19 protein-coding genes and 2 pseudogenes are annotated in these 22,695 nt (G+C 43.8%); 15 read left to right on the top strand and 6 right to left on the bottom strand.

Going from position 1 to position 22,695, the window contains the following annotated elements; all coding sequences use genetic code 11:
- From CSQ79_RS26685 to CSQ79_RS26650, 7 genes are all read left to right on the top strand, one after another.
- Nucleotides 1-491: transposase (locus tag CSQ79_RS26685; RefSeq protein WP_289501590.1), on the top strand; the 491-nt coding region annotated here is incomplete at its 5' end.
- A gap of 284 nt (nt 492-775) precedes the next feature.
- A complete protein-coding gene (locus tag CSQ79_RS26680; protein ID WP_099704136.1) occupies nt 776-1,207 on the top strand; it encodes a hypothetical protein in 432 nt (143 codons plus the stop codon).
- 289 nt (nt 1,208-1,496) lie between these two features.
- Nucleotides 1,497-1,919, top strand: a complete 423-nt coding sequence (locus tag CSQ79_RS26675; RefSeq protein ID WP_099704135.1) for a hypothetical protein — start codon at nt 1,497-1,499, stop codon at nt 1,917-1,919.
- Between the two features lie 93 nt (nt 1,920-2,012).
- Nucleotides 2,013-3,464: an SGNH/GDSL hydrolase family protein gene (locus CSQ79_RS26670; RefSeq protein WP_099704134.1), complete on the top strand. Its 1,452-nt coding sequence runs from the start codon at nt 2,013-2,015 to the stop codon at nt 3,462-3,464.
- 395 nt (nt 3,465-3,859) lie between these two features.
- Nucleotides 3,860-4,912, top strand: a complete 1,053-nt coding sequence (locus CSQ79_RS26665; RefSeq protein WP_099704133.1) for an IS110 family RNA-guided transposase — start codon at nt 3,860-3,862, stop codon at nt 4,910-4,912.
- Nucleotides 4,913-5,034: 122 nt separating this feature from the next.
- Complete coding sequence (locus CSQ79_RS26660; protein WP_099704132.1) at nt 5,035-5,532, top strand: helix-turn-helix domain-containing protein; 498 nt, start codon at nt 5,035-5,037, stop codon at nt 5,530-5,532.
- Nucleotides 5,533-5,889: 357 nt separating this feature from the next.
- The gene (locus CSQ79_RS26650; RefSeq protein ID WP_143755512.1) at nt 5,890-6,147 is read left to right on the top strand and encodes a hypothetical protein; all 258 of its coding nucleotides are present in this window, start codon (nt 5,890-5,892) and stop codon (nt 6,145-6,147) included.
- 8 nt (nt 6,148-6,155) lie between these two features.
- Here CSQ79_RS26650 and CSQ79_RS26645 read toward each other — a convergent pair.
- Both CSQ79_RS26645 and CSQ79_RS26640 read right to left on the bottom strand, forming a co-directional pair.
- Nucleotides 6,156-6,329 (bottom strand): annotated as a pseudogene (locus tag CSQ79_RS26645) (IS6 family transposase); the annotation flags it as partial.
- A gap of 322 nt (nt 6,330-6,651) precedes the next feature.
- Complete coding sequence (locus CSQ79_RS26640) at nt 6,652-7,626, bottom strand: hypothetical protein (protein ID WP_099704129.1); 975 nt, start codon at nt 7,624-7,626, stop codon at nt 6,652-6,654.
- A 515-nt stretch (nt 7,627-8,141) separates the two neighbouring features.
- Between CSQ79_RS26640 and CSQ79_RS26635 the strand changes: the two genes are divergently transcribed.
- Genes CSQ79_RS26635 through CSQ79_RS26630 form a run of 3 tightly spaced genes read left to right on the top strand, consistent with a single transcriptional unit; the run spans nt 8,142 to nt 11,402 of the window.
- Complete coding sequence (locus CSQ79_RS26635; protein WP_099704128.1) at nt 8,142-10,478, top strand: protelomerase family protein; 2,337 nt, start codon at nt 8,142-8,144, stop codon at nt 10,476-10,478.
- Nucleotides 10,471-10,605, top strand: a complete 135-nt coding sequence (locus CSQ79_RS27190) for a hypothetical protein (RefSeq protein WP_289501588.1) — start codon at nt 10,471-10,473, stop codon at nt 10,603-10,605. Before CSQ79_RS26635 ends, CSQ79_RS27190 begins: the two co-directional genes overlap by 8 nt.
- On the top strand, nt 10,602-11,402 hold the full coding sequence (locus tag CSQ79_RS26630; RefSeq protein ID WP_099704127.1) for a tyrosine-type recombinase/integrase: 801 nt from the start codon (nt 10,602-10,604) through the stop codon (nt 11,400-11,402). The genes CSQ79_RS27190 and CSQ79_RS26630 overlap by 4 nt, the downstream gene beginning before the upstream one ends.
- A 71-nt stretch (nt 11,403-11,473) precedes the next feature.
- Here CSQ79_RS26630 and CSQ79_RS26625 read toward each other — a convergent pair whose 3' ends face one another.
- Nucleotides 11,474-12,550, bottom strand: a complete 1,077-nt coding sequence (locus tag CSQ79_RS26625) for a tyrosine-type recombinase/integrase (protein ID WP_289501587.1) — start codon at nt 12,548-12,550, stop codon at nt 11,474-11,476.
- Nucleotides 12,551-12,846: 296 nt separating this feature from the next.
- Between CSQ79_RS26625 and CSQ79_RS29075 the strand changes: the two are divergent.
- The 5 genes and pseudogenes from CSQ79_RS29075 to CSQ79_RS26605 all read left to right on the top strand — a co-directional run.
- A pseudogene (locus CSQ79_RS29075) lies at nt 12,847-13,047 on the top strand (Tn7 transposase TnsA N-terminal domain-containing protein); the annotation flags it as partial.
- Between the two features lie 18 nt (nt 13,048-13,065).
- On the top strand, nt 13,066-13,401 hold the full coding sequence (locus CSQ79_RS29070) for a hypothetical protein (protein WP_502693971.1): 336 nt from the start codon (nt 13,066-13,068) through the stop codon (nt 13,399-13,401).
- Between the two features lie 3 nt (nt 13,402-13,404).
- Nucleotides 13,405-15,672, top strand: a complete 2,268-nt coding sequence (locus CSQ79_RS26615) for a TnsB C-terminal domain-containing protein (protein WP_099704126.1) — start codon at nt 13,405-13,407, stop codon at nt 15,670-15,672.
- 6 nt (nt 15,673-15,678) lie between these two features.
- Entirely contained in the window at nt 15,679-16,722 is a 1,044-nt protein-coding gene (locus tag CSQ79_RS26610; RefSeq protein ID WP_289501586.1) for a TniB family NTP-binding protein, read from the top strand.
- Nucleotides 16,709-17,947 (top strand): TniQ family protein, encoded by a 1,239-nt coding sequence (locus CSQ79_RS26605; protein WP_099704125.1) that lies wholly within the window; start codon nt 16,709-16,711, stop codon nt 17,945-17,947. The genes CSQ79_RS26610 and CSQ79_RS26605 overlap by 14 nt, the downstream gene beginning before the upstream one ends.
- Before the next feature lie 426 nt (nt 17,948-18,373).
- On the opposite strand, the gene CSQ79_RS28540 is transcribed toward CSQ79_RS26605, so the two are convergent.
- The 3 genes from CSQ79_RS28540 to CSQ79_RS26600 form a co-directional block, all read right to left on the bottom strand.
- Nucleotides 18,374-18,505, bottom strand: a complete 132-nt coding sequence (locus CSQ79_RS28540; protein WP_265576267.1) for a hypothetical protein — start codon at nt 18,503-18,505, stop codon at nt 18,374-18,376.
- A gap of 21 nt (nt 18,506-18,526) precedes the next feature.
- Nucleotides 18,527-18,685, bottom strand: a complete 159-nt coding sequence (locus CSQ79_RS28535) for a hypothetical protein (RefSeq protein WP_193935062.1) — start codon at nt 18,683-18,685, stop codon at nt 18,527-18,529.
- Between the two features lie 201 nt (nt 18,686-18,886).
- On the bottom strand, nt 18,887-22,381 hold the full coding sequence (locus CSQ79_RS26600; protein ID WP_099704124.1) for a DUF3987 domain-containing protein: 3,495 nt from the start codon (nt 22,379-22,381) through the stop codon (nt 18,887-18,889).
- Nucleotides 22,382-22,695: the final 314 nt, after the last annotated feature.

Here is a 22,695-nt window from a genome sequence, read left to right as displayed (position 1 = left end):
GCACTGATTTTCGGACAACTAATCTGTTCGCTCAAAGAAGCTATAACTCCTACTGTACAAGCATTCTCGCCATTCCTACGGCGGATATTTATTTTGTTAACGAGGATAAATACCCTGTTTCGCGACACTATGGAATTGGACCAGATACCGCAGCCGAGATGCTGCTCGCCTTTGGAGATAATCACAATCGAGTGCATTCCGAAGCGGCTTTCGCAAAAATGTGTGGGGTCTGTCCCATTCCTACTTCCTCTGGCAAAATCCAACGACATCGGCTCAACCGAGGCGGCAACCGTCAGGCTAATGCTGCTCTTTTCCGGGTAGTCATTGTCCGAATGCGCTGGCATGAGCCAACTAAGGCTTATGTGGCTCGTCGAACTGCACAAGGGCTGTCCAAGCAAGAGATTATTCGTTGTCTCAAACGCTATCTGGCTCGGGAAATCTATCAAATTATTCGCAAAACTCTCTCAACTCCTAAAGTGATTGCTCCTTAGAGCCGGTAACCCCTTGACATCTATAGGAGCATCAATACCGCTCCACTGCTTCTGACTCTCATTGCGCAAAATAATCTTCGCCGACCATCCAAGGTAGTTGACATTTGACACCGTGCTAAGACTCAAATCTGAACCAATGGAGTTGTCCTAACTTCCAGTATTCATGTACTAAAGCCCAACGAATCCATAACTGGTCACTACATAAAACTTGAAAGTTTCGCCTGAATCTTTCTTACATAATTGGTTTTATGGGTTATGTTATGTAAATCAGATGGTAGGGCATTATGACACGAGTTTTATCAGGTACAGTCTTTATTAATGGTACTGATGATGAGGCTTGGCCGTTCGACGACGAAACTGTTTCCACAACTCGCGACATCCAAGGCGTATACTTAGACATTAATCAGCCAGCTGTTCGCCTAGATATTGAACCTGTAAGGTGGGGTGGTGAGTGCCGTGTTGAAATCCAAGTAGAGGCAAGTGTTGTAGATGGTGAGCAGATTCAAATACAAGGGGATGTCAAACTCTTTGAGGGTACTGACGTAAATAGTCAAGACTTAGAGGAAGAGAAGCGTGTTATATTCCTTGTACCAAAAACTACTCGCTCTCAACCTCAGCCTGCACGTCATGATGTGCAACTGCTTAGCAGAGGTATTGGGGGAGGAGATCATGCTGAGATCAGTTTTTCGTTAACTAACCGTATTGCTGAGGAATAACATATTAATTATGACTTTCTAGCAATCAAGGGAGGAGTTTATTTTATCTCAGTCTAGCAGCAAAGAAAAGAAGGGTTTTCTTTGCTGCTAGACTGAGAGAGCTTTTTGACCCTTAAACCCCCTGATTCCGAGTAATTAAGTCGGTAAACAATCAAAGTCAACGGTAGTGTTGCAAAAAATTTGAAAAACGCTATTAGTAGTGCTGAAATATATGTACTACAACTCCACTAATAGTGTCTGAGGATTTTTTTTTGCAACACTACCGTATTAATTAATTTGAAGAGTAGAAATGACAGGTCTGTTTATGCAAGAGCTTCATCCTGGTCAGTCACATACCATCATTGTAGATGCGCGAAACAAATGGAACTCCTCTGGAATCTGTTTAAAACCTAACTTCACCTACAATTTTGAAGTCATACAAATTGACGAAAAATGGCAAGATGATAATCTTGATTCTACACCAGAATTTGGAATTATTTCTCCTCCTTTTTATCTAAATTTCTTCAAATTTCTTAAGCGATTTTCTGAAGCCAATTGGTACGTGTTAGTAGGCAGTGTAGGCAAAGATAAGATAACTTTTTTCAAAATAGGTGAACGTTTAGAACATTATATCCCTCCAACAAGCGACGAGTTTTATTGTTTTGCTAATGACGCAGAAGGATTTTATTTTAATAACCGAGGTAAGTTAACCTTGAAAATAAGTTGTCTATAGCATCTGTAAGGATTTATTCTAGGCATTTTGGGATCAACAGTCATCACTAATTAAAACGCAAATCGGTAGAAGTAATCAATGGAGGATAGCTTTATGGCTAAGTTAGTAGCAATCGGAGATAGCTTGACCCAAGGTTTTCAAAGTGGAGCAATCTATAGAACGGATTGGTCTTTTCCCGCTATGATTGTTCGTTCAATGGGTTTAACCATTCCTAACAATTTTCCTATTCCTAAATTTCCTGGAAGCGGACTACCCTTGAATATCGAGCAAGCTTTGCGTTGGATGAAAACTCGGTTAGGTTCTAATATTGATTTGGCTGAGTGGAGCTTTCAGTTTCCCCTCTTATTAGAACAGTTTATGGATGGAGTAGAGGATCTATACGAACGAGGCTCTGGATCTCGACCCGCAGCTTATGGGGGGTTCTATCATAATCTAGGAGTTTGGGGATTTCGGGCCGTAGATAGTTTTATGGTTGATGCTGAATTTTGTCAGCAAATGATTCAAAGAGACGAAGGATGGTTAGAAGATGATTTTCTTGGTCTTCCTGCTGCACCCATGTATCGCACAGCTTTAAGGGTTCTTAATCCGAGAGCGCGGCAAGATAGAAACAAATTAACTCAAATTGGCAATTTAAAGGAGATAGTTAAAGCCGAGCAAAGCTTGGAAAGCCTGATTATTTGGTTGGGGTCTAATGATTGTTTGGGGACTGTTCTAGATTTAGAGATTAAGGATATGGAAGCAGATGTCAAGGCAGATCTCAATACCAATAACCCCCAAAAACGAAGAGAATACAATCTGACTCACCGCGACGTTTTTAAGAGAGATTTTGAGCGATTAGTGGAAGAAATAAAAAATATTATTCCAAACAACACAAAAGTTTTTGTCGGAACAATACCTCATATTACTATTCCGCCTGTTACCCAAGGAATACTCCCTTTTGATGGAAAGTACTTTGCATATTATGGACGTTTCTTTGCTGATGCTAGTAATTTTTCCCCATTTCTCCAAAAACATCTAACCAATCAAGATGCTAAGAAAATTGACGAAAGAATAGATAACTTTAATGCAACCATCAGAAATATTGCCCAAGCTCAAGGAAACAATTGGCATATCGTTGATATCGGTCAGGTTTTAGATTCATTGGCTATTAAGCGAAATAATCTGACAGATGGTCCTGAGCGCGCTCTTCGAGATTATTATGCTAGAAAAGGGATTAGCGATCATCCTCTTCTTCAACTTTCCCCTATTCCCAATATTCTTCGTTTAGAACTTCGTAATGGTCAACGCTTCAGTGGTGGTCTTTTCAGTTTAGACTGCGTTCATCCTTCAACCATTGGATATGGCATTGTAGCTGAATTTTTCCTAGAAGAAATGCAAAAGGCGGGTGTTCAAGATGCTGATCCAAGGAGGTTAAATTGGAGAGAAATTATTGCTCAGGATAGTTTATTACAAACACCACCGCAACTTTGGGAAAGTGTTTTGAAAGCAGCCGAACAGAATGCTACATTCTGGGATGTTATTTTCAGGGTTTTTTCAGTCGGCTAATGTGGCGAGTCAGTTGAAGAAAGAGCTATCTGTCCGGTTTGCAAACATAATCGCTCCGGCTCATAAACAAGGCAATTTTCAGCTCAAATTGTTGATCTTGTCAACTTTTGGTGATCGGGTCATCCTGCTTCCAGTGTGTTGCTTAGCCCAGCCGTTCATCCCTCTCAATCATCACCAAAAGCTGCCAAGACCCCTAAAAGCTAGGTGATTGCCAAATCAAAAATTCTCTCTTCTCGATGCCAGATGCTTTGCCACCATTTTTTTTCAAGGAGTATCCAGCAATCACACTGCTTCTAAATATAGTTGTGTTGTCTCTATGATGAGTTGTAAGCAAGAGTAGAATCCTTCACCAGAATTCAAGACAATTCAAGTAGTAGTCCAAGAAGGTGGTTGCTATGAATAGCTCATCAAAGAAACCTTCATATACAGGAAAGGATGTTTTCATTGGTATTGACGTACATAAGCGCACCTATTCAGTAGTAAGTGTAGTAGAAGGAATAGTAGTGAAGAAATGGCAAACTGCAGCTGTACCAGAACAACTAGCAAAGCAATTAAGGAGTTATTTCTCAGGAGCTAACCTATACAGTGCTTATGAAGCAGGATTTTCGGGATTTGTCTTACATCGAAGACTTGAGGAAGTTGGCATTAAGAATATAGTGGTTAATGCTGCTAGTATAGAAACCACTGTCCATAACCGAGTCAAGACCGATAAGCGAGATGCCCTGAAAATAGCTAGTTTGCTAGAAGCAGGACGCTTGAAAAGAATCAAAATTCCAAGCGAGAGGGAAGAAGCTCAAAGACTGCTCACCCGCACTCGACAACAACTCATCGAAGAGCGGACGGCAGTGAAGAACAAGATTCGGATGAAATGCCACCAAATCGGATTAATCGCCGCCGATGAGCAGCGGAAGATGAGTCATAAATTAGTGCAGGAACTGTTAGAAAAGTCGCCGTTCCAGGAATTGAATCTAGTGATAGGAGCTTACTGGCAAATTTGGAAAGCCCTTGATGCTCAGATTAAAAAGCTTGACGAGGAATTGAAACAGCAGGCACAGCAAGATCCTAACGAGAAAATTTACCACTCCGCTCCAGGTATAGGACCGCTCGGAGCGAGAATTTTATCCAACGAACTGGGAGACATGAGCCAGTTTGACAACGAGCGGCAACTGTTTAGCTACACGGGGTTGACTCCTTGTGAGCATTCAAGCGGAGATAATACCTGCAGGGGTCACATCACGCGGCAGGGAAACAGTAGAGTCCGATGGGTGTTGTGTGAAGCTGCTTGGAGAGCAATCAAAAAAGACATGAGCTTGAAAGAGTGTTTCGAGCGGCTCTATCCTAGGACAGGCAAGAAAAGGGCGATTGTCGCCATAGCTCGCAAGTTGATTGGTCGCATCCGTTCAGCTTTCCGTGCCCGTAGCGAGTATCGCATAGCTCCTGTCGCTTAGCACTTGCTCATAGCTAGCAAAAACCATGCTTGAGAGATGTTTGAGAGTAGCTAATACCAATTTCAAAAAATAGCATGACAGATCGCGATTAAATTAAAGGTAGTGAGTGAGGATGCGTCAAGATGGCTGGTGTGACGAGGGTTGAAATTCAAGAAAGCACGCAAGAGCTAGAGCAACGCCTACAAATAGAAACGAATGCAACCGTGAAGGAGCGATTGCAAGTAATATATTTGCTGAAACTGCCGGAGCCGATGAGTATTAGTGCGATTGCGAAAGTCATGGGGAAGCATCGGGGTACACTTCAACGCTGGTTATCGATTTATCAAGAGCAAGGGTTGGAAAAGTTGCTAGAGATCAAGCACAGTCCTGGCAGACCGAGAGCAATTCCTGGATGGGCAGTCGTGAGTTTGAAACGCCGCCTTGCAGAACCGAATGGCTTCAAGAGCTACACGCAGGTACAACAATGGCTGCGGCAGATGGGAGTTGAAGCAGAGTACCGCACGGTGCATGAATTGGTACGCTATCGGCTTAAGGCGAAGTTGAAAGCTGCGCGTCCAGTTCATAAAAAGCAAGACCCGATGCAGTTAGAGCGGTTTAAAAAAACCTTGCTGATGACCTAGCTCTGCTCAAGCAGTATGTAGCGACTGAGAAACCAACTTGCAAGCGCATCCGCTATTTTTGCCAAGATGAAAGTCGCTTTGGACTCAAGACAAGCGTCGGACGACTGATTACCACCTGTGGGGTCAAACCACTTGGAACATGGCAGTGGCAATTCCAAGCCTTTTGGCTGTACAGTGCTGTTGAACCGACCAGTGGAGAACAGTTCTTTTGGCAATTTTCCCATGTTGATGCCCAGTGCTACCAGCGGTTTTTAGATGAGTTTTCTGCCCAGTACGCTGATAGTCTTAACATTCTGCAAGTTGATAACGGAGCGTTTCACAAAGCAAAGGATTTGTGCATTCAAGGGTAATATCATTTTGTTATTTCAACCCGCCTATTGCCAAGCGACGTTTTGGGGAGAAGATTCCCCCCAAAAGCTCGCGCCTGAGCTAAACCCGATTGAGCGACTATGGCAGCATCTGAAGAAAGATTTGCATTGGGAGTTATTCAAAGATTTAACTCAACTGCAAACGACAGTTGATGAACTCATTGCCCGATTAACTGCTCAAACCGTTGCTTCTATCACTGGCTATAACTTTATCCTTGATACTCTATCTGTCGCAAACATTCTTTAAATTGGTATAAACTTGCGACACCAGTGGCGAATGGCTTCGTCAGTAACGAAAATACCTCGATACAGCATCATCTTTTCAACGTCTCGATAGCTGAGCGAGAAAGAGTTGTAGAGCCAGATGCAGTAGCTCATCATTTCTGGTGGGAAGCGGTGGCGTTGGTACAAGTCAGATTTTGTAGTCATGGGAGAAAATTGTCTCATCAACTGCTACTCCTGCCAACCCCCGTTAATTTGACAATACCGTCAGAGCAATTAGCATGGGTTCATTCTTTTATTTTCGTGCAGCCTAGCGCTTTGACTGGCTTTTTGAACTCTGCCTACCAATAGAAAAACAGGACTCAATGCACATTGTCACACTGGCAATTTTGAACTCACTATCCCCGCCTTTGGGTTGAGCAGCATAACGACCAAGCTCACCGAGCGCAGTTAACCTTTGCAATTGTAACCGACCATATTGCGGCGTTCCGGTGCAGCGACTTGTTATGATGCTAGCACGATTCTACATCTACTTCGACGATGTTTTCTGTTTTTCAAGTTGTTCTTGATAAGCTTGAACAGCAAGGGCACTTTGGATAAGTTTATCAGGATCAATCATGCAACGCGGTGAGGAACTTGTTTCAGGATTCAACTCAAGTATGGGATCTCGAAGCTCGACTATGCCATTCTTTTCCAGAAACCGTTTTTTCTGAATGCACCATTTATTAAGCTTAACAACAGTTTCAAGAGCCTCTGCTGTAGTTCCCCAGTAAGCCGCAAGATTGTGGGGTCTTGGAAAACCTTCCTGTTGGTCATATTGTTTAATTGTTCCTATGATTCGCATTCCAGTGTCAGCATGGAGAAAGTTATTCATGAGTTGATGCACAAGAGCATATGCTTCTGGCTCAAGATTTGCTGCATGTCTTTCGAGAATACGTTCAGCTCTAGAATAAAACTCCTGTTCCTGTTGCGGTAACCATTCCCACCAGGTGCGTGGTGGAGCAACATTGGGTTGACTATCTAAATCGAGGCATAGCCTTATTACATTAATTGATTCTAGGGAGAAGAGCTGTTCTACCGATGATGGTGGCGTTGTTGGCGAAACAGAAAAGTCGAGGGAGGGTTCTAACATCTTGGCTAAAATCAATGGTATCGATTGAGGAACTGCTTGATAGAAAGCACCTGCCCAAAACTGAATTATTCGTGTAGTTAATATTCGGACATCTTCGTATGCAGCGGCTTGAAGTGGTAATGTTCTCCGTAACTCTTGCTGCCGAATCAATTGGTCTACGAAAACAATCGTTACTATGATGCCGAGTATTTCAGTAAATGCATTCAATCCAAACTCTGCCCAGCCCAGAACATTTTTTTTCCAAAGTAGAAAGCAGGCGACCGATAGAACTACTAATGGAATCGTCAATTCACGAGTTTCTAAAGCAGGCTTAACAAAATCTTTCGCCCAATCCTTGACTCTTATAGACGTGCGCCTAAAATACTTGAGCATGTATGAAAACTACCTTTTTGTTTCTAGGATTGCAGTTGTTCACCTAGATGGCGCTTTAATTTTAACCAGTATTTAATCTGGTACTTGATAACTCGTAATCAGTCAAAGACTCCACCATAATATCTTTGCTAATAATCTTGCAACACAACCGTTCTAACAAGCAGTTTATTTTTACTACTACTTTCATACAGCAAACGCTCTTTTTGCCTTCATAGTTGTATATCTTCTTACCAAAGCGTATATTTAGCTAACATAGCTGCATATTTATCTTAGTATAATTGTATAAAAAATTGAATGGAATAGTTGGATGTAATCCCCTTCAGTACCTGCTGTTTACCTCTCATGGGATCGCTCATGAGCTTGCTAGCATCAAGCACTACGCTTGTATATTTAACAGGCGTATGTGCTTCTTATAGAGGTATTCAACCGTACATAGGAGCAATTCATTCAAAATTTGACTTTAATAACCTACCCCTCATCTATCATCCCTAGCCTAAGCGTCCTTAACAGCAACCATGAGCAATGCCACTCGGTTTGACCTCAGTCGAGAAGAAATTATTGCCCGCTACCGTCAGCGCATTCACAAAGGCGATCGCACTAAGCTCTCCAAACACGAGTTGGAACAGCTAGTACTACATTTCATTGACCGATTAAAACTGCTTAACTCACCAGATGAGATTAAAGCTTTGTGCACAGCTGAAATTCAACTTTTAGAAGAGGGCTATCCGCAAGCAACGATCGCTGGTAATCAGATACCTTTATACCGCCGACTAATCGAGGATGCAATTTCTACAGACACTTTGCTCCTAACTAATGAAAATAGTCATCTAGTGACTTGGACTAAGCGCAATACGGGAGAACTCGGACAAACACAGGAACACTTCGCGCTTGACTACCTCAAGTACGACCAAGCCACCTACCAACAAATTCGTGGGGAAGGTACAGCAGCGAATAATAGCCGACAAGACAATCTGCAACCAGTGCCACTGCAACGTTACCTCGATACAGCCACTGAATTGCTGGCATCAAACGACGAGCGACATAAGGCGATCGCTATTGCGGCACTGACAGGTAGGCGGCATACTGAAGTGATTAGCAAGGGACACTTTCAACTGACTCACCATCCATACCTATTACACTTTCAGGGACAGCAGAAAAAGCAGATGGGTGAAGATGAGGCAGCACCTGGATTTGATATTCTCACACTCGTACCTGCTAGCCAAGTCCTAGAGGGCATCGAGCGGTTCCGCACGCTGCCTGCCATCGAACAATTAGAGGGAGTGGATAGCAAAGATCCAAGAATCCGAGTACTCAATACGCGTATTGACCGCGAGGTCAAACAGCTCTTCCAAGACACTGGCATTATGCCTGTATTGGCTGGCAAGAAGACTGTTTCAATTCACAGGCTTCGAGGCGTGTATGGGGCGATCGCCGTCCACTTTTTCTGCCCTCCCACCAAACACGAGCACAGGTTCCTCCAGCACTATCTCGGACACGTACTTGACCAGCAGCAGGCGGCTCCCAATAGCATCGCAACTAGTCATTACTTCCACTACCGATTAGTCAACGAGCAGGGTCAACCCCTAGAAGGACAAGGAGTACTACTGGACGCTAAGGCGCTACCTCCCCTGAATCAGGATGAAGTACAACTAGAGTTAACACAGCCAATACCTCAAGCAGAATCAATAACATCGCTAGAGGCTGTAGAGCCAGTGTCACCAGCCCAGCCTGTGCAGGTCGAACCAGAGCCAACCAAACTTACCTCTGAAGCATCCTCTAAAACTACCTCCCATGAGAGCGAACCGGCGATCACCTCATCCAATAATGATTCAACGTCTAATGATATGACTCTAGCGCCACGCCAACATAGTTTACTGCGAATTTTTAAGGACGAGCATGACCGCTGGCGTCAGGTGTTGGACGCGCTCTGCCCTGAGCACAACAACCAGCAGGAGAAGACCTCTGCGTTGCTGCAATGGGTTGAAGCACGACTCAATAGCTCTACTGGAGCTTCGCCAGCGACTAACGCAGCTATACCAGAGCCAGAGATGGTTGAAGTAAAATCTCGCGCTTCAATAGCTACTGAACAAACGACTCAACATGACTCTACGCACCAAGATCGGACTTCTCTAGTGGCAGACAGCGCGATCACGACTGTTGTGGTAGACCAAGCTCGAACCTTGAGTTGGCTCACGGGGAGAATTGAAGCACTTGAAGCTGAACTGGCTAAGCTTCAAGAACAACGCGAACAAGCGATCGCTCTGGTGGGGCAGTCGAGCCAGTTACAGCAGGAGATTGAACACCTCAAAACCGAGAATCGGCAGCTTCAGCAAGCTGCGGCACGATTTGAGGCGGCAAAAGCGGCTCTGTTGGGCAACGAGCGCCCTACACCAGCACCGGCTGCTTCGCCTACTGGAGGTGCTAGTTCTGCTCCTGGCTCTAACTCAATATTGCGTGAGTACGACCAAGTGCAGGAGCAATCCCAACAACAGCAAGTGTCGGATACTACCAACACTGCCCCGACTCAGATTTCAGACATAGCGACGCCCAAACCAGCTAGGAGTGGTGGAGCTAAAGACCGAGCCAAACGCATATTTGCTGCCATTTGTGAATGGAACCAACAACATCCTCAGGATACTTGGGCGATTACTGTCGGTTTACTGGAAGAGACTTTCGGCATTAATCGTAAGGCAGCGAAGGAGTTTGTTCGCGAACACCAGAATTTAATTGACGAACACCATGCGCAGATTGGTGTAGACAATCAGCGCGGGCATAATCGCGGTAAGGATGCAGCAGCGCTCAAGGCATTTGTGCAGCGGTTTAATCCTTCAAGCGATCGCTTCCTTGGGTGATCAGAACGCTGCGATCGCCTTTCTACAACTTTGCCGAAAACATTTAAAAGTGGGTATGCCACTTCCTGACGCTACTTCCTTGCTGATTAAGCTTCTAGAGCGATCGCATTTTATTGCAGTATCATGATTACGGTAAACCTTTTCGGCAAAGTTATCCGCGTGCCTTCTCCACCGAAGAAAACTCCTTTCATCGAACGTCGCGAGCGCGAGTTTCTCTATCTCGAAGAAGTCGATGCGCTGATTGCGGCAACTGGGCAAACGCGCAACCCGATTAGAAATCAAGCTCTGGTGCTGTTGTTGTTCTGCCAAGCCTTACAACCCGTCGAATTGTGCTGGCTCCTCTGGCGCGACTTAAACTTTGCCGAAAATATCCTTAAGGTGGCTCGCAATCGCACTCAACCCACGCGCTACCAAACCCAAGTCGTCGTCAACCTCCAACCGTTGTGCGCGGTTGAAGTTAATCTCCTGCAACAGCTTCAAGAACAATGCACAAGTGAGTGGCTATTTGTCTCGGAGCGGCGAAAACGCTTGAGTGCGCGCTCGCTGCACCATCACATTCAACAAGCTGGGGAAATTGCCCAGCTTCCTTTTCCTGTTCATCCGTATATGCTCCGGCGAACTGGGCTTTACTATCGCGCTGCGCTGCTACTTGCTAGTACCAGCTTATCTTTACGGCAATGTTGTTTGCTTTGGAATTGGGATAGAGCCAACGTTGCCTTTTCTGCGAAGGAAAAACAAGAGTATCTTGCCATTAGTTCAAAGCAAAAATCTGCATTTTTGATAGCACTCGAGCGGATGAAAGCTTTTACTGGGATTAAACTGGATGAAAACGTTATCGATTATTTGCTGGGTGCTTTTTTGTTGTTTCCGCGCTTTGAGGTGATTCCCCACGATTACTGGCTCGCTCCGGTGCAATGGCATTGATAAAACTTTGCCGAAAAGATAGAGCTAGACCGGCTAGCTTTTAGGCAGACCTCAACAGCGGCAAACAAGTATCAGCCATAACCTGATGGCTGAGGAAAAAACAACCGTTCGACTGCCTGGCGCTTGGTTCGGTCTCCCCGCCGGTCGTACTTTGATGTCGTCAGGGGTGAGGAGTGACCTGCTAGCTTTTGCACGGTAAACACGTCAATCCCCCCATCCAGCAAGTCCGAACAGAAAGTTCGGCGGAAGTCGTGGGGAGAAAATTCTTCCACTCCTGCCCGCACAGAGAGCTTTTTGACGATCTTCAACACGGCATCCCCCGACATATGTCGCAGTTCTACTTGCCCTCCCTTACGCACGGGGCAGATCAACGCCCCTCTCTTGCGTCCTCGGATTTCAAGCCACGCTTCTACCAACTTAACTGCGGCTGCGGGCAAATAAACAGTTCTGTATGACTTGCGCTTACCAGAGCAAATCTCTAATTCACCCGTGCTGGAGTCGTAGTCTTGCAGTTTGAGCTGCGCCAATTCCTGCCGACGAATGCCGCCACCGCGCAGTATAGCTAATATTGCTGCATCTCGAATTGCGATAGTTTTAGCCTCATTGCACTCATCTAGCAAAGTGGCAATTTCATCGTTGGCGAGGGCGCGACCTCTCAATTTCTGCGGCGGCGTATCAATGCGCGGCAGATCAGTGGCACGAGCATAATCTTCGTAACTCATCAACCCCAGTCTAGCCGCTTCTTTAAGCACTCGCCGCAGGGCAGCCACCATTTTTTTCGCCGTTGCCGGAGCAAATCGCTCGACGAGAATTGCCCGCACTGCCGCCGTGTGTTGGTAGCTCAGATTAGACCAATCTAAAGTCAAGGCATCGCACTCGCCATCAGTTAGCAAAGAGGCGATCGCGTTCAAGCTGCGACACATGGTGGCTCTAGAGCCTTGACTTAAAGAAGCCAAGTACACCGATGCTGGGTGCAGGGTAGAAGGTACGGGCGCGGAAAGTTTGAGACTTTTCACTCCACCTAGGGTGAGCGAGCGCCTACCACGGTGGGGCGATTTCCCCTGTTGTAGTTCGCCTTGCTTTTCGCTCTTGTTTTTCGTTCTCTCAAGTTGCGCGGCTTGTGCCGCCAATCGGTCAGTTTCAGACATTTAGTCGTTGGAACTGAGGTTCTCAATAACTATTTTTTCACGAAAACTACACTAACAGCGATGTCGGTGTAGGTTCGCACATAAGTTGAAAATGTCGCAGATAAAGTGAAAATTTGTTGCAGATAAGATGAAAATGAGTGTCTGTAAATTAAGCTACAAAAACTCATTTTTCTCAGTACAGGCAAAACAGTTGAAGGCAGTCGGGGCTAGAAGAATCACAAATACTGGATGCAGGAAAGTCATTGGCAAATTCCCTAGTTTGAAAATGAACAGCACTATAGGCGTGGGAATCGCAAATTGAACGGGACTACATCTATTTATTAGAGATTGACCCAACAGTACAGTCTTATAGGAGTCAGCCTTTCAAGCTAACTTACCTTCATGCTGGGAAAACCAGAACCTATACCCCAGATTTCTGGGTAATTAGACCCCTATGTCAACAGGTTGTAGAAGTCAAACCAGAGAGGAAGGTTAACGATTCTTCATATTTTGAGTTGTGGAGGCACATAGTTCCTGTGTGTAGAGATATGGGCATGGAGTTTGTGGTTGTCACCGATGTGATGATTAGACAGCAACCGCAGCTAGATAACATAAAGTTGCTCTACAAGTATGCTCGTAATCCGTTGAGCTTACAACAAGTAATTGAATGTCAGCGTTATTTCACACATAGAGAACCAACATCTCTAAAAGTTGTGTCTCTTGAATTGGAGCCAAAAGGAATATCTTTAAACCTTTTATTCAAACTCCTATACGTTGGTGTTCTTTCTTGTGATTTAAGGCAACCCATTGGTGCAGACAGTCTAATTCAACTCTCCCATTTTCCTGGTGATATTAAAACCTTGATTACCTAATAAATGAAAAGAATTCAATTCAAAAAAGGGCTGCATTTCCGGCTACATGGGCGTGAATACGTTATCGAACAATGTTTAGAAGAAGGAGAACTTCAGATCGGTTGTGTCGTGACCTCCGTCAAATCGAAAATCAAATACTCTACTTTGATTCATTTTTTGTTTCAGGGAGAGCTAGAAATTGAGGTGATGTCAACCTTAGAAGCAGAAGGGAAAACTTTTGATTATCTCAAAACAGATTTTAGCCAAATTTCGGCAGAGCTTCGAGAGGAAGCCAAAAGAAGGTATCGCTATATCAGCTACTTTTTCGAGTTAGATTTACCTCAAAGAACTTCGACATCTCTGCAACCAATTATTGAAGAAGTTGCGCTGATAATTAATGACCCCACCCCTCCTTCTTGGCTAACACTTTACCGTTGGCTCAGAACCTATGAAACCGCAGATCATGATATTCGTGCATTAGTTCCCCAACATGGGCGTAAAGGAAATTGTTGTCCCAAACTCCATCCCCATGTTATTAAAATTATTGAGCAAGCCATTAAGTCCATTTATCTGACTCGGTCGAGACCTGATATTGCCGATGTTTATGATGAAGTCTTATGCCAAATTATTCATGAAAATGAGCATCGAGCGGTTATCGGTATTACCCAGTTAGAAATTCCACATCGCTCAACTATCTATAGATTCGTCTCCAAACTAGAGCCAGAAGTAATAGCACAGGAACGCTATAGCAAAAGAAGAGCTTCTCAAATGTATGACCCAGTGCTTAAAGGTCCATGCCCTACACGTCCCTTAGAGAGAGTAGAAATTGACCACACCAAACTGCCGCTATTTGTTGTGGATACGCAAACTCGGATGCCCATTGGTACTCCTTGGTTAACTTCTGCTGTAGATAAATATTCAGGAATAAATCTAGGTTATTACGCCAGTTTTGAACCGCCAAGTTATCTATCAGTAATGCAGTGTTTACTGCACGCCATTCGCCCTAAAAATTATCTCCAATTTGAGTACCCAAGTGTAGAAAATACTTGGGATGCTTATGGATTGCCGGAAGTAATTGTAGTGGACAATGGTAAAGAGTTTTACAGCACCCATTTTGAAGATGCTTGTTTGCAATTGGGAATCACTATTCAATATTGTCCTCCAAAAATGCCTTGGTATAAAAGTGCTATTGAAAGGTACTTTGGAGCTTTAAATAGTCAATTGCTAAGTGACCAGCCAGGGAAAATTTTTCCTAATTTCCTTCAAAAAGGTGATTACGACCCCATAAAAAATGCAGTAATTTCTTTTGAAGCTCTACAAGAAATTCTGCATATCTTTATTGTCGATATTCATAATCAAAGCTCTCATCCAGAACTAAAATCTCCCCGCGCTAAAGTATGGTCAAAAGCTATCACAGAGTTTCCCCCTGCATTGCCAGCTACTAATCAAGAACTAAAAATTTTAATTGGTAATATAACTACTCGTAAAGTCAGCAGACATGGGGTAGAGTTTGAAGGTCTATTTTACAATAGTTCAGACCTGGCACGTCTGCGTTCTTCTAGTTGGAAATCTGAAAAAGTAACTGTCAAGTATGACCCCACTGATTTATCTCGAATTTATGTTAAAGACCCAAATACAGGGCAGTTTTTAGAGGTGCCAGCGCTTTCTCAAGATTACACAAAAGGGTTAAGTCTTTGGCAGCACCAAGTAGTGAAACAATTTGCCCGCACCAGTGTTGATAACGTAGACATTGTTGCTTTGGTCTTAGCTAAAGAGAAAATACAACAGATTGTCGAGCGGGAATGGAAAACAACCAAAAAAGGTAAAACTCGTACTGCAATGGCTAGATGGCTTGGGGTTGGGCGTGAAGAGTTGAAGCAGGGCAACCAGGAATTTTTTCCGCCTTCACAGGAGCAGATTCCAAACTTTACCACAAGCCCTAGTTTGCCAGAAAAAGAAATAATTGATACTCCGAAAGATTCGGCGGATAAAATAACAGGTGTATCTCATTTTAGTAGCGCCTTAATCAATGACTCGTTCCCCTCGTTTACTAGTGATGTAGAAGCAGACAAATTGAATAAAGTTAAGAATAATTCTGATGTTAGTCCTCCTCCAGTAGGAGCTACAACTAAAGAGATTAGCAAAAATCAACGAAAACGTTCAAAAAGTAAACCATCAACTGTTGAGGCTGAGATTACTAAAAAGGATTCTGCTAGTGACTTTGATACTGATAAATGGAAGCCAGATTTGTCTGGATGGGATGTCAGTATTGGATTACCAAGAGGGCGATAAATTTTTATGCATAAAGAACAGAAGCCTTTAAAAGAAATGACCTTGGCAGAAAGGTTATACATTGCTAATAACGTCTACGTCCTCTATCCTCGCTTCCAGGAAATTTTAGCAGCAATAGATGATTGTCATCAGTTCTCAAATCTAAAATCCGAACCTGAATGTTTATTTTTAAAAGGAAAAACTGGTGCAGGAAAAACTACGATTCTAAAAAGTTATGCCCAGAATTATCCGAGATATCAAACACAAGATAGCACTATTGTCCCTGTACTCGAAGTCACAATTCCTTCTCCGGCAACGGTTAAAAGTGTTGTTACTAAGCTTTTATGGGAGCTAGGAGATCCAGTTTATGATAGGGGAACTATTTCTAATCAGACTATCCGGTTAATTGGATTGATGAGAGATTGTGGAGTATCTCTGGTTTTTTTGGATGAGTTTCAACATTTTATTGACCGTGATTCTGCCAAAGTTCTCAAAACGGTATCTGACTGGTTAAAGGATTTAATTCTAGATACTAAAGTGCCTGTGGTTTTAATTGGATTACCTGAAGCTGAAACAGTTTTTCAATTCAATCCTCAACTCAGCCGGAGATTTGCTAATAGACATAACCTCAGTCCTTTTTCTTGGTCAGATTCTGGAAGAGAATTTCGGACTTTTCTACATGCTGTGGAATCACAACTCCCCTTAATTGAGGAGTCGGCTTTAGCTGACGAGGAAATGGCTTTGCGTTTTTATTATGCCGCTGACGGTATCGTTGCTTATGTGATGAAGTTGATCCGTTATGGCACATATCTAGCACTTAAGCATGGTCAAGAAAAACTTGACTTAAATGTCTTAGCTCTAGCCTTTGAAAAGTATGTAAAAGCAGATAAGCCCTCTAAAAAAAATCCTTTCATTGACTCGGACTTTTTCAACGAAGTCAAAGACGCTTCCCTTGATACTTCAACTATAGCTATGGTAGGAGCTACAAATAAAAAAATTAAACCAAAGAAAACCCCCCCAAGGCATCTGAGATTTTACATAAATAAAGGGAGGGAGAATGTATATAGGTAAAAAACTGCTTCGTAGACCCCGTCCCAAGAGAGATGAAAGCCTAGCTGGTTATATTATTCGGCTGACTGAAAGCAACTATTATCCTTCTCCTAATTGGATTTTTCATCTGTCCTCTTTGAATAAAAGAGGAATTTATGCAAATTTATTTTATCCTCACAAAGATGATTTACATAAACTAAGTCTGCTATTAGAAATAGAAGAAGATATTCTTTGGTCGATGGCTTGGACTTCCAATAAACAGAGCAATAGCATAAATCAGAATACAGTCAAGATATTTGGAGATTTAGTTCCAATCCAGACCATAAGTACACGAAGGGTGAAACTTTGTCCCATTTGTTTGCGCTCTGTACCTTATTCTCGGTCAATTTGGGATTTATCTTTTATCACAACTTGTCCATTACATTACTGCTTATTGATTGATTGTTGTCCTCAGTGTGGTAAAGAGATTAAATGGTCGAGACCAAGGGTCACGATCTGCAACTGTGGATTTGATTGGCGTAATTACCAACCAGGAACTTTAAGTGAGTCACAAGTTTTTTTATCAAAATATGTATATAAGCTGTGTCGTATTGCTGATTTTGAATCAGAAGCGAACGAGCATTATAAAAATGTTCATCCTGTCTTCAACTTGAATTTTCGAGACTTTGTACATCTTTTACATTCTGTCGTGAGATTTGGATGTCTTTATCAGATTAGAGAGAAGTTTCAGAATCGGGGAAAATTTCTCTTTGACTCTCACAAATCTGACTGTTGTTTTGACCTAGCTTTTTTTGTGGCACTAAATTGGCACTCGGAATTCAAAAAGCTTGTAATATTTCACGATGATTGTTTTGAGCCTGAGTCCAGAGGTTGGTTCATGAAAAAACAAAATCCTCAAGAGGTTCTGGAATTATTTCAGCAGATATTTAATTGTTTTTTTAGAAAATCTTGTGGTTTTCTCACTAAGGTTATCGAAGATTACTTTTGGGAGTTACTGGTCAAGATGTCTATCAAAGATTTGAAAATATCTGGAATTCAACACTCACGTTTTTATTCTTTTTGTAGTCCTGTGAAAAAAGGAAAAAGTTTTTTAAAGAAATTAGCTGTAAATTTGGAATTGAAAGAGTTAACTATAGCATCCTTAGTTGCTACAAGCAAGGTTGAAATATATGACGAGACTATTTTCTTTAAGATGACATATCTGAGCGAACTTTCTGAGTATGATTTTTTCAAAGATGACTGGTAATTGTAGTACTTTTTTCTTGAGCAAGGAACCGACGAATGGTTCTTCTCCAAGAGTACTTGGCATCTGGACAGTGCCTCAAATGTAGGAAATTTTCAACTTATGTGCGAATTGTGTCGGAATTTTTCACTTGTTCCGCGACAAATTTTCACTTTTTCCGCGACAACATAAGCCAGAACCCTTATGATTCTGTTGAGAAATTTTCAACTTATGTGCGAACCTACATCGGGAAAGCACATTGCCCATAACAATGAAAATTGTGCCCGTGTAACCCACAAGTGTCGTAGGGGGTGAGCAAGCGCATTGTCCAAGAGAAGGCAGCTTTTGGCGATCGCGCTCACCTATCACCAATTCAGCGACGTATTTTCTAGGGTTGTCTAATCTGTACAAAAATTTAATTGTTACGCTGAAAATGCTGTCGTTGCTTTTTTAGCGTAGTTGAGCTTTGATAAATTCCAATTCCTTGTTGATTGCTAGCTCTAGAACAGGGTCGTCAAGAACATTACAAGTAGCAATACCAAATTCGAGTAGAAAGACAGCTTCTACATGTAGACCTTTCATAGCTCTTGTCTTGGCTTCATCTTACAAAGCAATAACGAATGCATTTGCTTCTTGATAAGTATTGAAAGAACTAACAACTTTTTCGGGTTTAAGCTTTTTTAGCTGCTCGATAATATCCGAAGTGCTATTTACAGAAGATTTTTGGTTACATAAATCTGGTTCTGAAGAATGCGAATTCACCTCATTATTTGCTGCTCAAGCGCTGACCGCCTTTACTCAAAGCTTTATCGACTTTGATTTCTAGCCAATGTCGTTCTCATTCCTCTTCTGGGTAAGTTCCTCTAAGACTGCGATTTTTACTGTAGTAGTTTACTTGTATTAGGCATCGGCTAAAAACCTCTTGTTGGTTTCAAGAGCAGCAATCCTGGCTTCCTGTTGGTCTTAAGCAAGAGCGATCGCCTCAATTACCTTGAGATCAAAGACAGAGATGGTATTGCCATCAGGAGTTTGAAAATTCCATCGCTGTTGACCAGTTTCTTGAATCGTCACTGAAACAAACTGGCAATTAGAAATGTACTCCCAATAAAGTTCTAAACTTTCTGCACTCTTTCTTAGCTGTCGAATCGTAAAACTTAACTGTTTCAACACAACATCTCGCAGCTTTTCTGGTATCCAAGCCAACTGAGAAAGCGCATCGGGAGCAGAACACAAATGTGTAGTTAACAAGTTAGCAACCCAAGCACGTTGCTGCGAGCTCATGCAACTAGCAGCCTGCATCAGCTTTTTGGCGCTGCGTACCTGTTGTGCCAACTCTACCCAGGTGGCACAGCCCAACACTTTTGCTGCCAATTCTCGTGCAGTTGGTATTTGCTGTGGCAACTCTGTTTGAAGGAGTGCAATTGGTGCAATTGGTGATGAATTGGCGATCTCACCAACTGCAAGAGTGCAAGTATTAGCAAAGCTTTGGGTAGTTGAATTGGTGAATTGGTGAGGACACTCGCGTGCGGAGGTGTCCTCCGTTGAGCGAAGTGTCTGGTGAGCGAGTGTGATCTTGGGGGTTTCCCCCGTTGAGGCAACTGTCCGGTGGGGAGAGGCGTAAGCGTTGCCCTCTTGAGTTATTGCTTCACTCGGCTGCTGAGAAGTAATATGGGCATCTTGTCCATCAATTTCACCAATTAGTGTTTGTAAGTTAGTACTAGTAAAGTTTTCAGCGATTGGTGATGCCACCAACTTACCACCAACAGCCACCAATTCTTTATCATTGGCATCTGATTGAGTGTTGGGGATGTAGACCATCTCGCTGCCTTCACCTTCAATCCGACCGTGACCTGCTGCTGCTAACGGCTGAAAAATTGAGCAGCGAATTTTTTCTACTGCCCAGTTTTTTAGGGCATTGATCCGCGTCTTGAGGAACGATGCCCCTACACCCTTGCTACACTTAGTAAAAAACTTCTCTGCTTGAGTTTGTACCTTGAGAAAAAGCCCCTCTAGCTGGCGGTTAGGTGCGTTGTGTGCATGAATCAGCTTGTGCTGCCATAGATAGAACGAGGCAATTTCAATTGCGTATTGCATTGTCTCGCCACTAATAACTGGCAGCGGCTGTTCGCCTTGTAGCACGGCATTAACTAGATGCAACCACAAAGCAATGCGGGCAGTGTAAGACTCAATCTTGGCGTATACTAGCGACAGCCCAAAATGCACTTCCTCAATCTCAGCATTAACCAAAGTATGGTTCCACCCCTGGAACAGCACTTTAGCTTCGTGGGAGAGTAGGTAGTCGGTTTGGGGCAGTTTTTCTAATTCCCCATACAACTCCTGCAACTTCTGTTTGAGAGTATTGGCAGAGCGAGAAGACAATAGATCGAGATACCTAGCGGGTGCATCGACAATCGAGCAGTAGAGAAACCGAGACGAGTAACCGCTGGCAATGAAGTTAACTTCGTCTGCCATTAACCGCGCCAACGTATCCCATTGGTACGTTCCCGTCTTGCTCAAAGCAACGCGACCTAAAAATAGCCGCGCATCGTGACGATCGAAATTACCGCCAGAACCATTCCAAAACGATAGTTCTAGTTGCAAGTCATCGCCCTTACCGCTCTTATACTGGTTTAAGCGTTGGTAGTCTGCTACTAACTCGTCCAGATATTCCAGCAAGCCGCGTGGATTTTCGTCATGAATGCGAATTTTGGTGGAAGTGGTGACGTTATTCAGCAACCGCCGCTGTCGCACTGGTGGTTTGCTTTCAGCATCCTTGTCATTTTCGTAGTCCTCCATTTGAATGTCGTGGATTTCTTTGGCTGCTGCTTCCATTTCCTCTAGCGGTTTGAGGATTGCCTGTTGGGGTGGAGTTTTGGCTTGACCGCTGTGGGCGACGTTAGCCGTCCAGAAAATACAGGGTTGCGTGTAGCCACCTTCTGAATTAATGACAACCCTTGCTGCCGTGCCGATGCGCGAGGCACTAGAGGCAAGAAAAGTGTTAAATAGGTACTCTGGTGCGGTGGGCATCGCTGCTGCCATAGACACTAGCGGATCGGCTAATGCCTTGTCCAAATAGCGCCCGATATCCAATCGCTTGCGACAACTGGTGAGTATTCCTTGAAAAGACTGGACTGCCGCAATGACTTCGGTGGCTAGTTCGCCTTCAGCCCGAACAATCCTAGCTAGAGAGTTAATCTCGTTATACGTCCGTCCGGTAGCAGTAGCTAAGTCCATCAAGGCGCTGGCAACTGCTGATTCAGTTTCGTGCCGCGAGAGAATTTCTTTAATGCGATCGCACAAAGTTACAGCAGTAACGGGTGGTTTCCCAGTATTGCCAACGTTGCCATGACCAAATCCTCTTCCAGAAACCTGATTATGACTTTTCTGGGTAGCTTGCTGCTGTCGATTTGGTTTGACGTGCTGCTTCCAGTACCATGCTTTAACACAAGCCTCTACTCCTTCTGGTTGACAGCTCGGACCAGGGCGGTCTTTTTCGGCTGACTTCCAGATCGCATCTACCTCAGAAGCAGGTAAGGGTGGGGTGCAGCGGTTAGCGTAGTCTTCCAGCATTTGCTGGGGGTTGCCGTTAAAATGCTGCCCGATAGTTTGAAGATAATTAGCAGTACCGATGAGGTCGCGGGCTAATTTAGCTCCCAATACGTTGCGGCTGCCTTCATTTACTCCAGATTCAAGTAGTAGGCGAGATTCCTTGGAAAGGCACGCTTCTAGGGGGACTGATTCAAGAACTGGAATCCGAATATCTTCATAGCGTTGTCCTTGAGGTGTAGATCCACAAATCGGTTGCAACAGTGGCAGTTTAGTCGCTGGCAGTTTTGGTAGTGGAATAGCAGCGCGTAGCTCCTCGTAGCTATAACGCTTGTCTCCACAGTGAATGATGTTGCAGCGTACTGGTTCGCACCCAGGTTTAATATGGTAAGAACCAGCCAGTCTCATCACTCGACTGGGATTTTTCAATGCTGGGTCGGAACCAGTATAGGTGAGGAGAGCCGTTTGCAATTCTCGCCATTGTTCCACGGCGATCGGTTTGTCAAATACCCAATATGTGTGGACTGACTTGCGGGTAGCAATTTGTAATGAAGGTTCCGGTATCCCCAAGTTTTGCCAAAAATTAATTTGATCTTCAATGGGGCGATCGTCAAATTCACAGAAGATCGCACGGCAGGACTTGACGTCTTCGTCTTTATGTCCCCCACCATTCACCACGATGTAAACGCCATATCCTTGTGCTTGCCAACGTTCTACTTGCTCCCAGTTCAAGCGATCGGCTTTACGTCCAGTGTTGGGAGCATAGCGGGGATCTTCTTTCGATAAAAATGCTCTGATGTAAACTGCATTCCCTGGTTGATAACCCAGTGCTTCTAAATGAGCATTTGCTTGGTTGCGATCAGTGCAAGGTTTTTGTGATGCGACGAACTGATTTTCGGACTCCTGGAACATCTCGAATCTCCTAGCTGGCAACCAAGACAAATGCAGGCGATCGCAATAACATGACTCCTGAATGCGCTCTGCGCGGAGAAGTCGGGGATAAAACTTGTTCCCAAGTCGGGGTGCTAAGTGAGCTGCATCTGTCTCGGCTTTGACTTTAAAAAGGTGCTTCTTGGTTTTATAACAGATGCCTTTATTGATACCGAGCCATTTTTCGAGCTGATTTGTAATAGCTTTTATTACAACCTGAAGCGAGCGATGCCTGAAACGCTTGCTCTATCGTGACCTAACTCTTATGTTTGGGGGTGGGGTTCTAGAGACTTTGG

It is taken from the genome of Gloeocapsopsis sp. IPPAS B-1203, from assembly GCF_002749975.1.
Classification (GTDB): Bacteria; Cyanobacteriota; Cyanobacteriia; order Cyanobacteriales; family Chroococcidiopsidaceae; genus Gloeocapsopsis.
The sequence above is the reverse complement of the archived record's forward strand: the minus strand, read 5'-3'. Positions and strand labels throughout refer to the sequence as shown.

What these genes read in the sequence shown, in the direction of transcription:
- CSQ79_RS26615 (WP_099704126.1), top strand. Translation starts at nt 13,405, where the DNA reads ATGAAAAGAATTCAATTCAAAAAAGGGCTGCATTTCCGGCTACATGGG.
- CSQ79_RS26635 (WP_099704128.1), top strand. Translation starts at nt 8,142, where the DNA reads ATGAGCAATGCCACTCGGTTTGACCTCAGTCGAGAAGAAATTATTGCC.
- CSQ79_RS26600 (WP_099704124.1), bottom strand. Translation starts at nt 22,381, where the DNA reads ATGTTCCAGGAGTCCGAAAATCAGTTCGTCGCATCACAAAAACCTTGC.
- CSQ79_RS28540 (WP_265576267.1), bottom strand. Translation starts at nt 18,505, where the DNA reads ATGAAAGGTCTACATGTAGAAGCTGTCTTTCTACTCGAATTTGGTATT.
- CSQ79_RS26660 (WP_099704132.1), top strand. Translation starts at nt 5,035, where the DNA reads ATGGCTGGTGTGACGAGGGTTGAAATTCAAGAAAGCACGCAAGAGCTA.
- CSQ79_RS26670 (WP_099704134.1), top strand. Translation starts at nt 2,013, where the DNA reads ATGGCTAAGTTAGTAGCAATCGGAGATAGCTTGACCCAAGGTTTTCAA.
- CSQ79_RS26665 (WP_099704133.1), top strand. Translation starts at nt 3,860, where the DNA reads ATGAATAGCTCATCAAAGAAACCTTCATATACAGGAAAGGATGTTTTC.
- CSQ79_RS26605 (WP_099704125.1), top strand. Translation starts at nt 16,709, where the DNA reads ATGTATATAGGTAAAAAACTGCTTCGTAGACCCCGTCCCAAGAGAGAT.
- CSQ79_RS26610 (WP_289501586.1), top strand. Translation starts at nt 15,679, where the DNA reads ATGCATAAAGAACAGAAGCCTTTAAAAGAAATGACCTTGGCAGAAAGG.
- CSQ79_RS26625 (WP_289501587.1), bottom strand. Translation starts at nt 12,550, where the DNA reads ATGTCTGAAACTGACCGATTGGCGGCACAAGCCGCGCAACTTGAGAGA.
- CSQ79_RS26680 (WP_099704136.1), top strand. Translation starts at nt 776, where the DNA reads ATGACACGAGTTTTATCAGGTACAGTCTTTATTAATGGTACTGATGAT.
- CSQ79_RS26640 (WP_099704129.1), bottom strand. Translation starts at nt 7,626, where the DNA reads ATGCTCAAGTATTTTAGGCGCACGTCTATAAGAGTCAAGGATTGGGCG.
- CSQ79_RS26675 (WP_099704135.1), top strand. Translation starts at nt 1,497, where the DNA reads ATGACAGGTCTGTTTATGCAAGAGCTTCATCCTGGTCAGTCACATACC.
- CSQ79_RS26630 (WP_099704127.1), top strand. Translation starts at nt 10,602, where the DNA reads ATGATTACGGTAAACCTTTTCGGCAAAGTTATCCGCGTGCCTTCTCCA.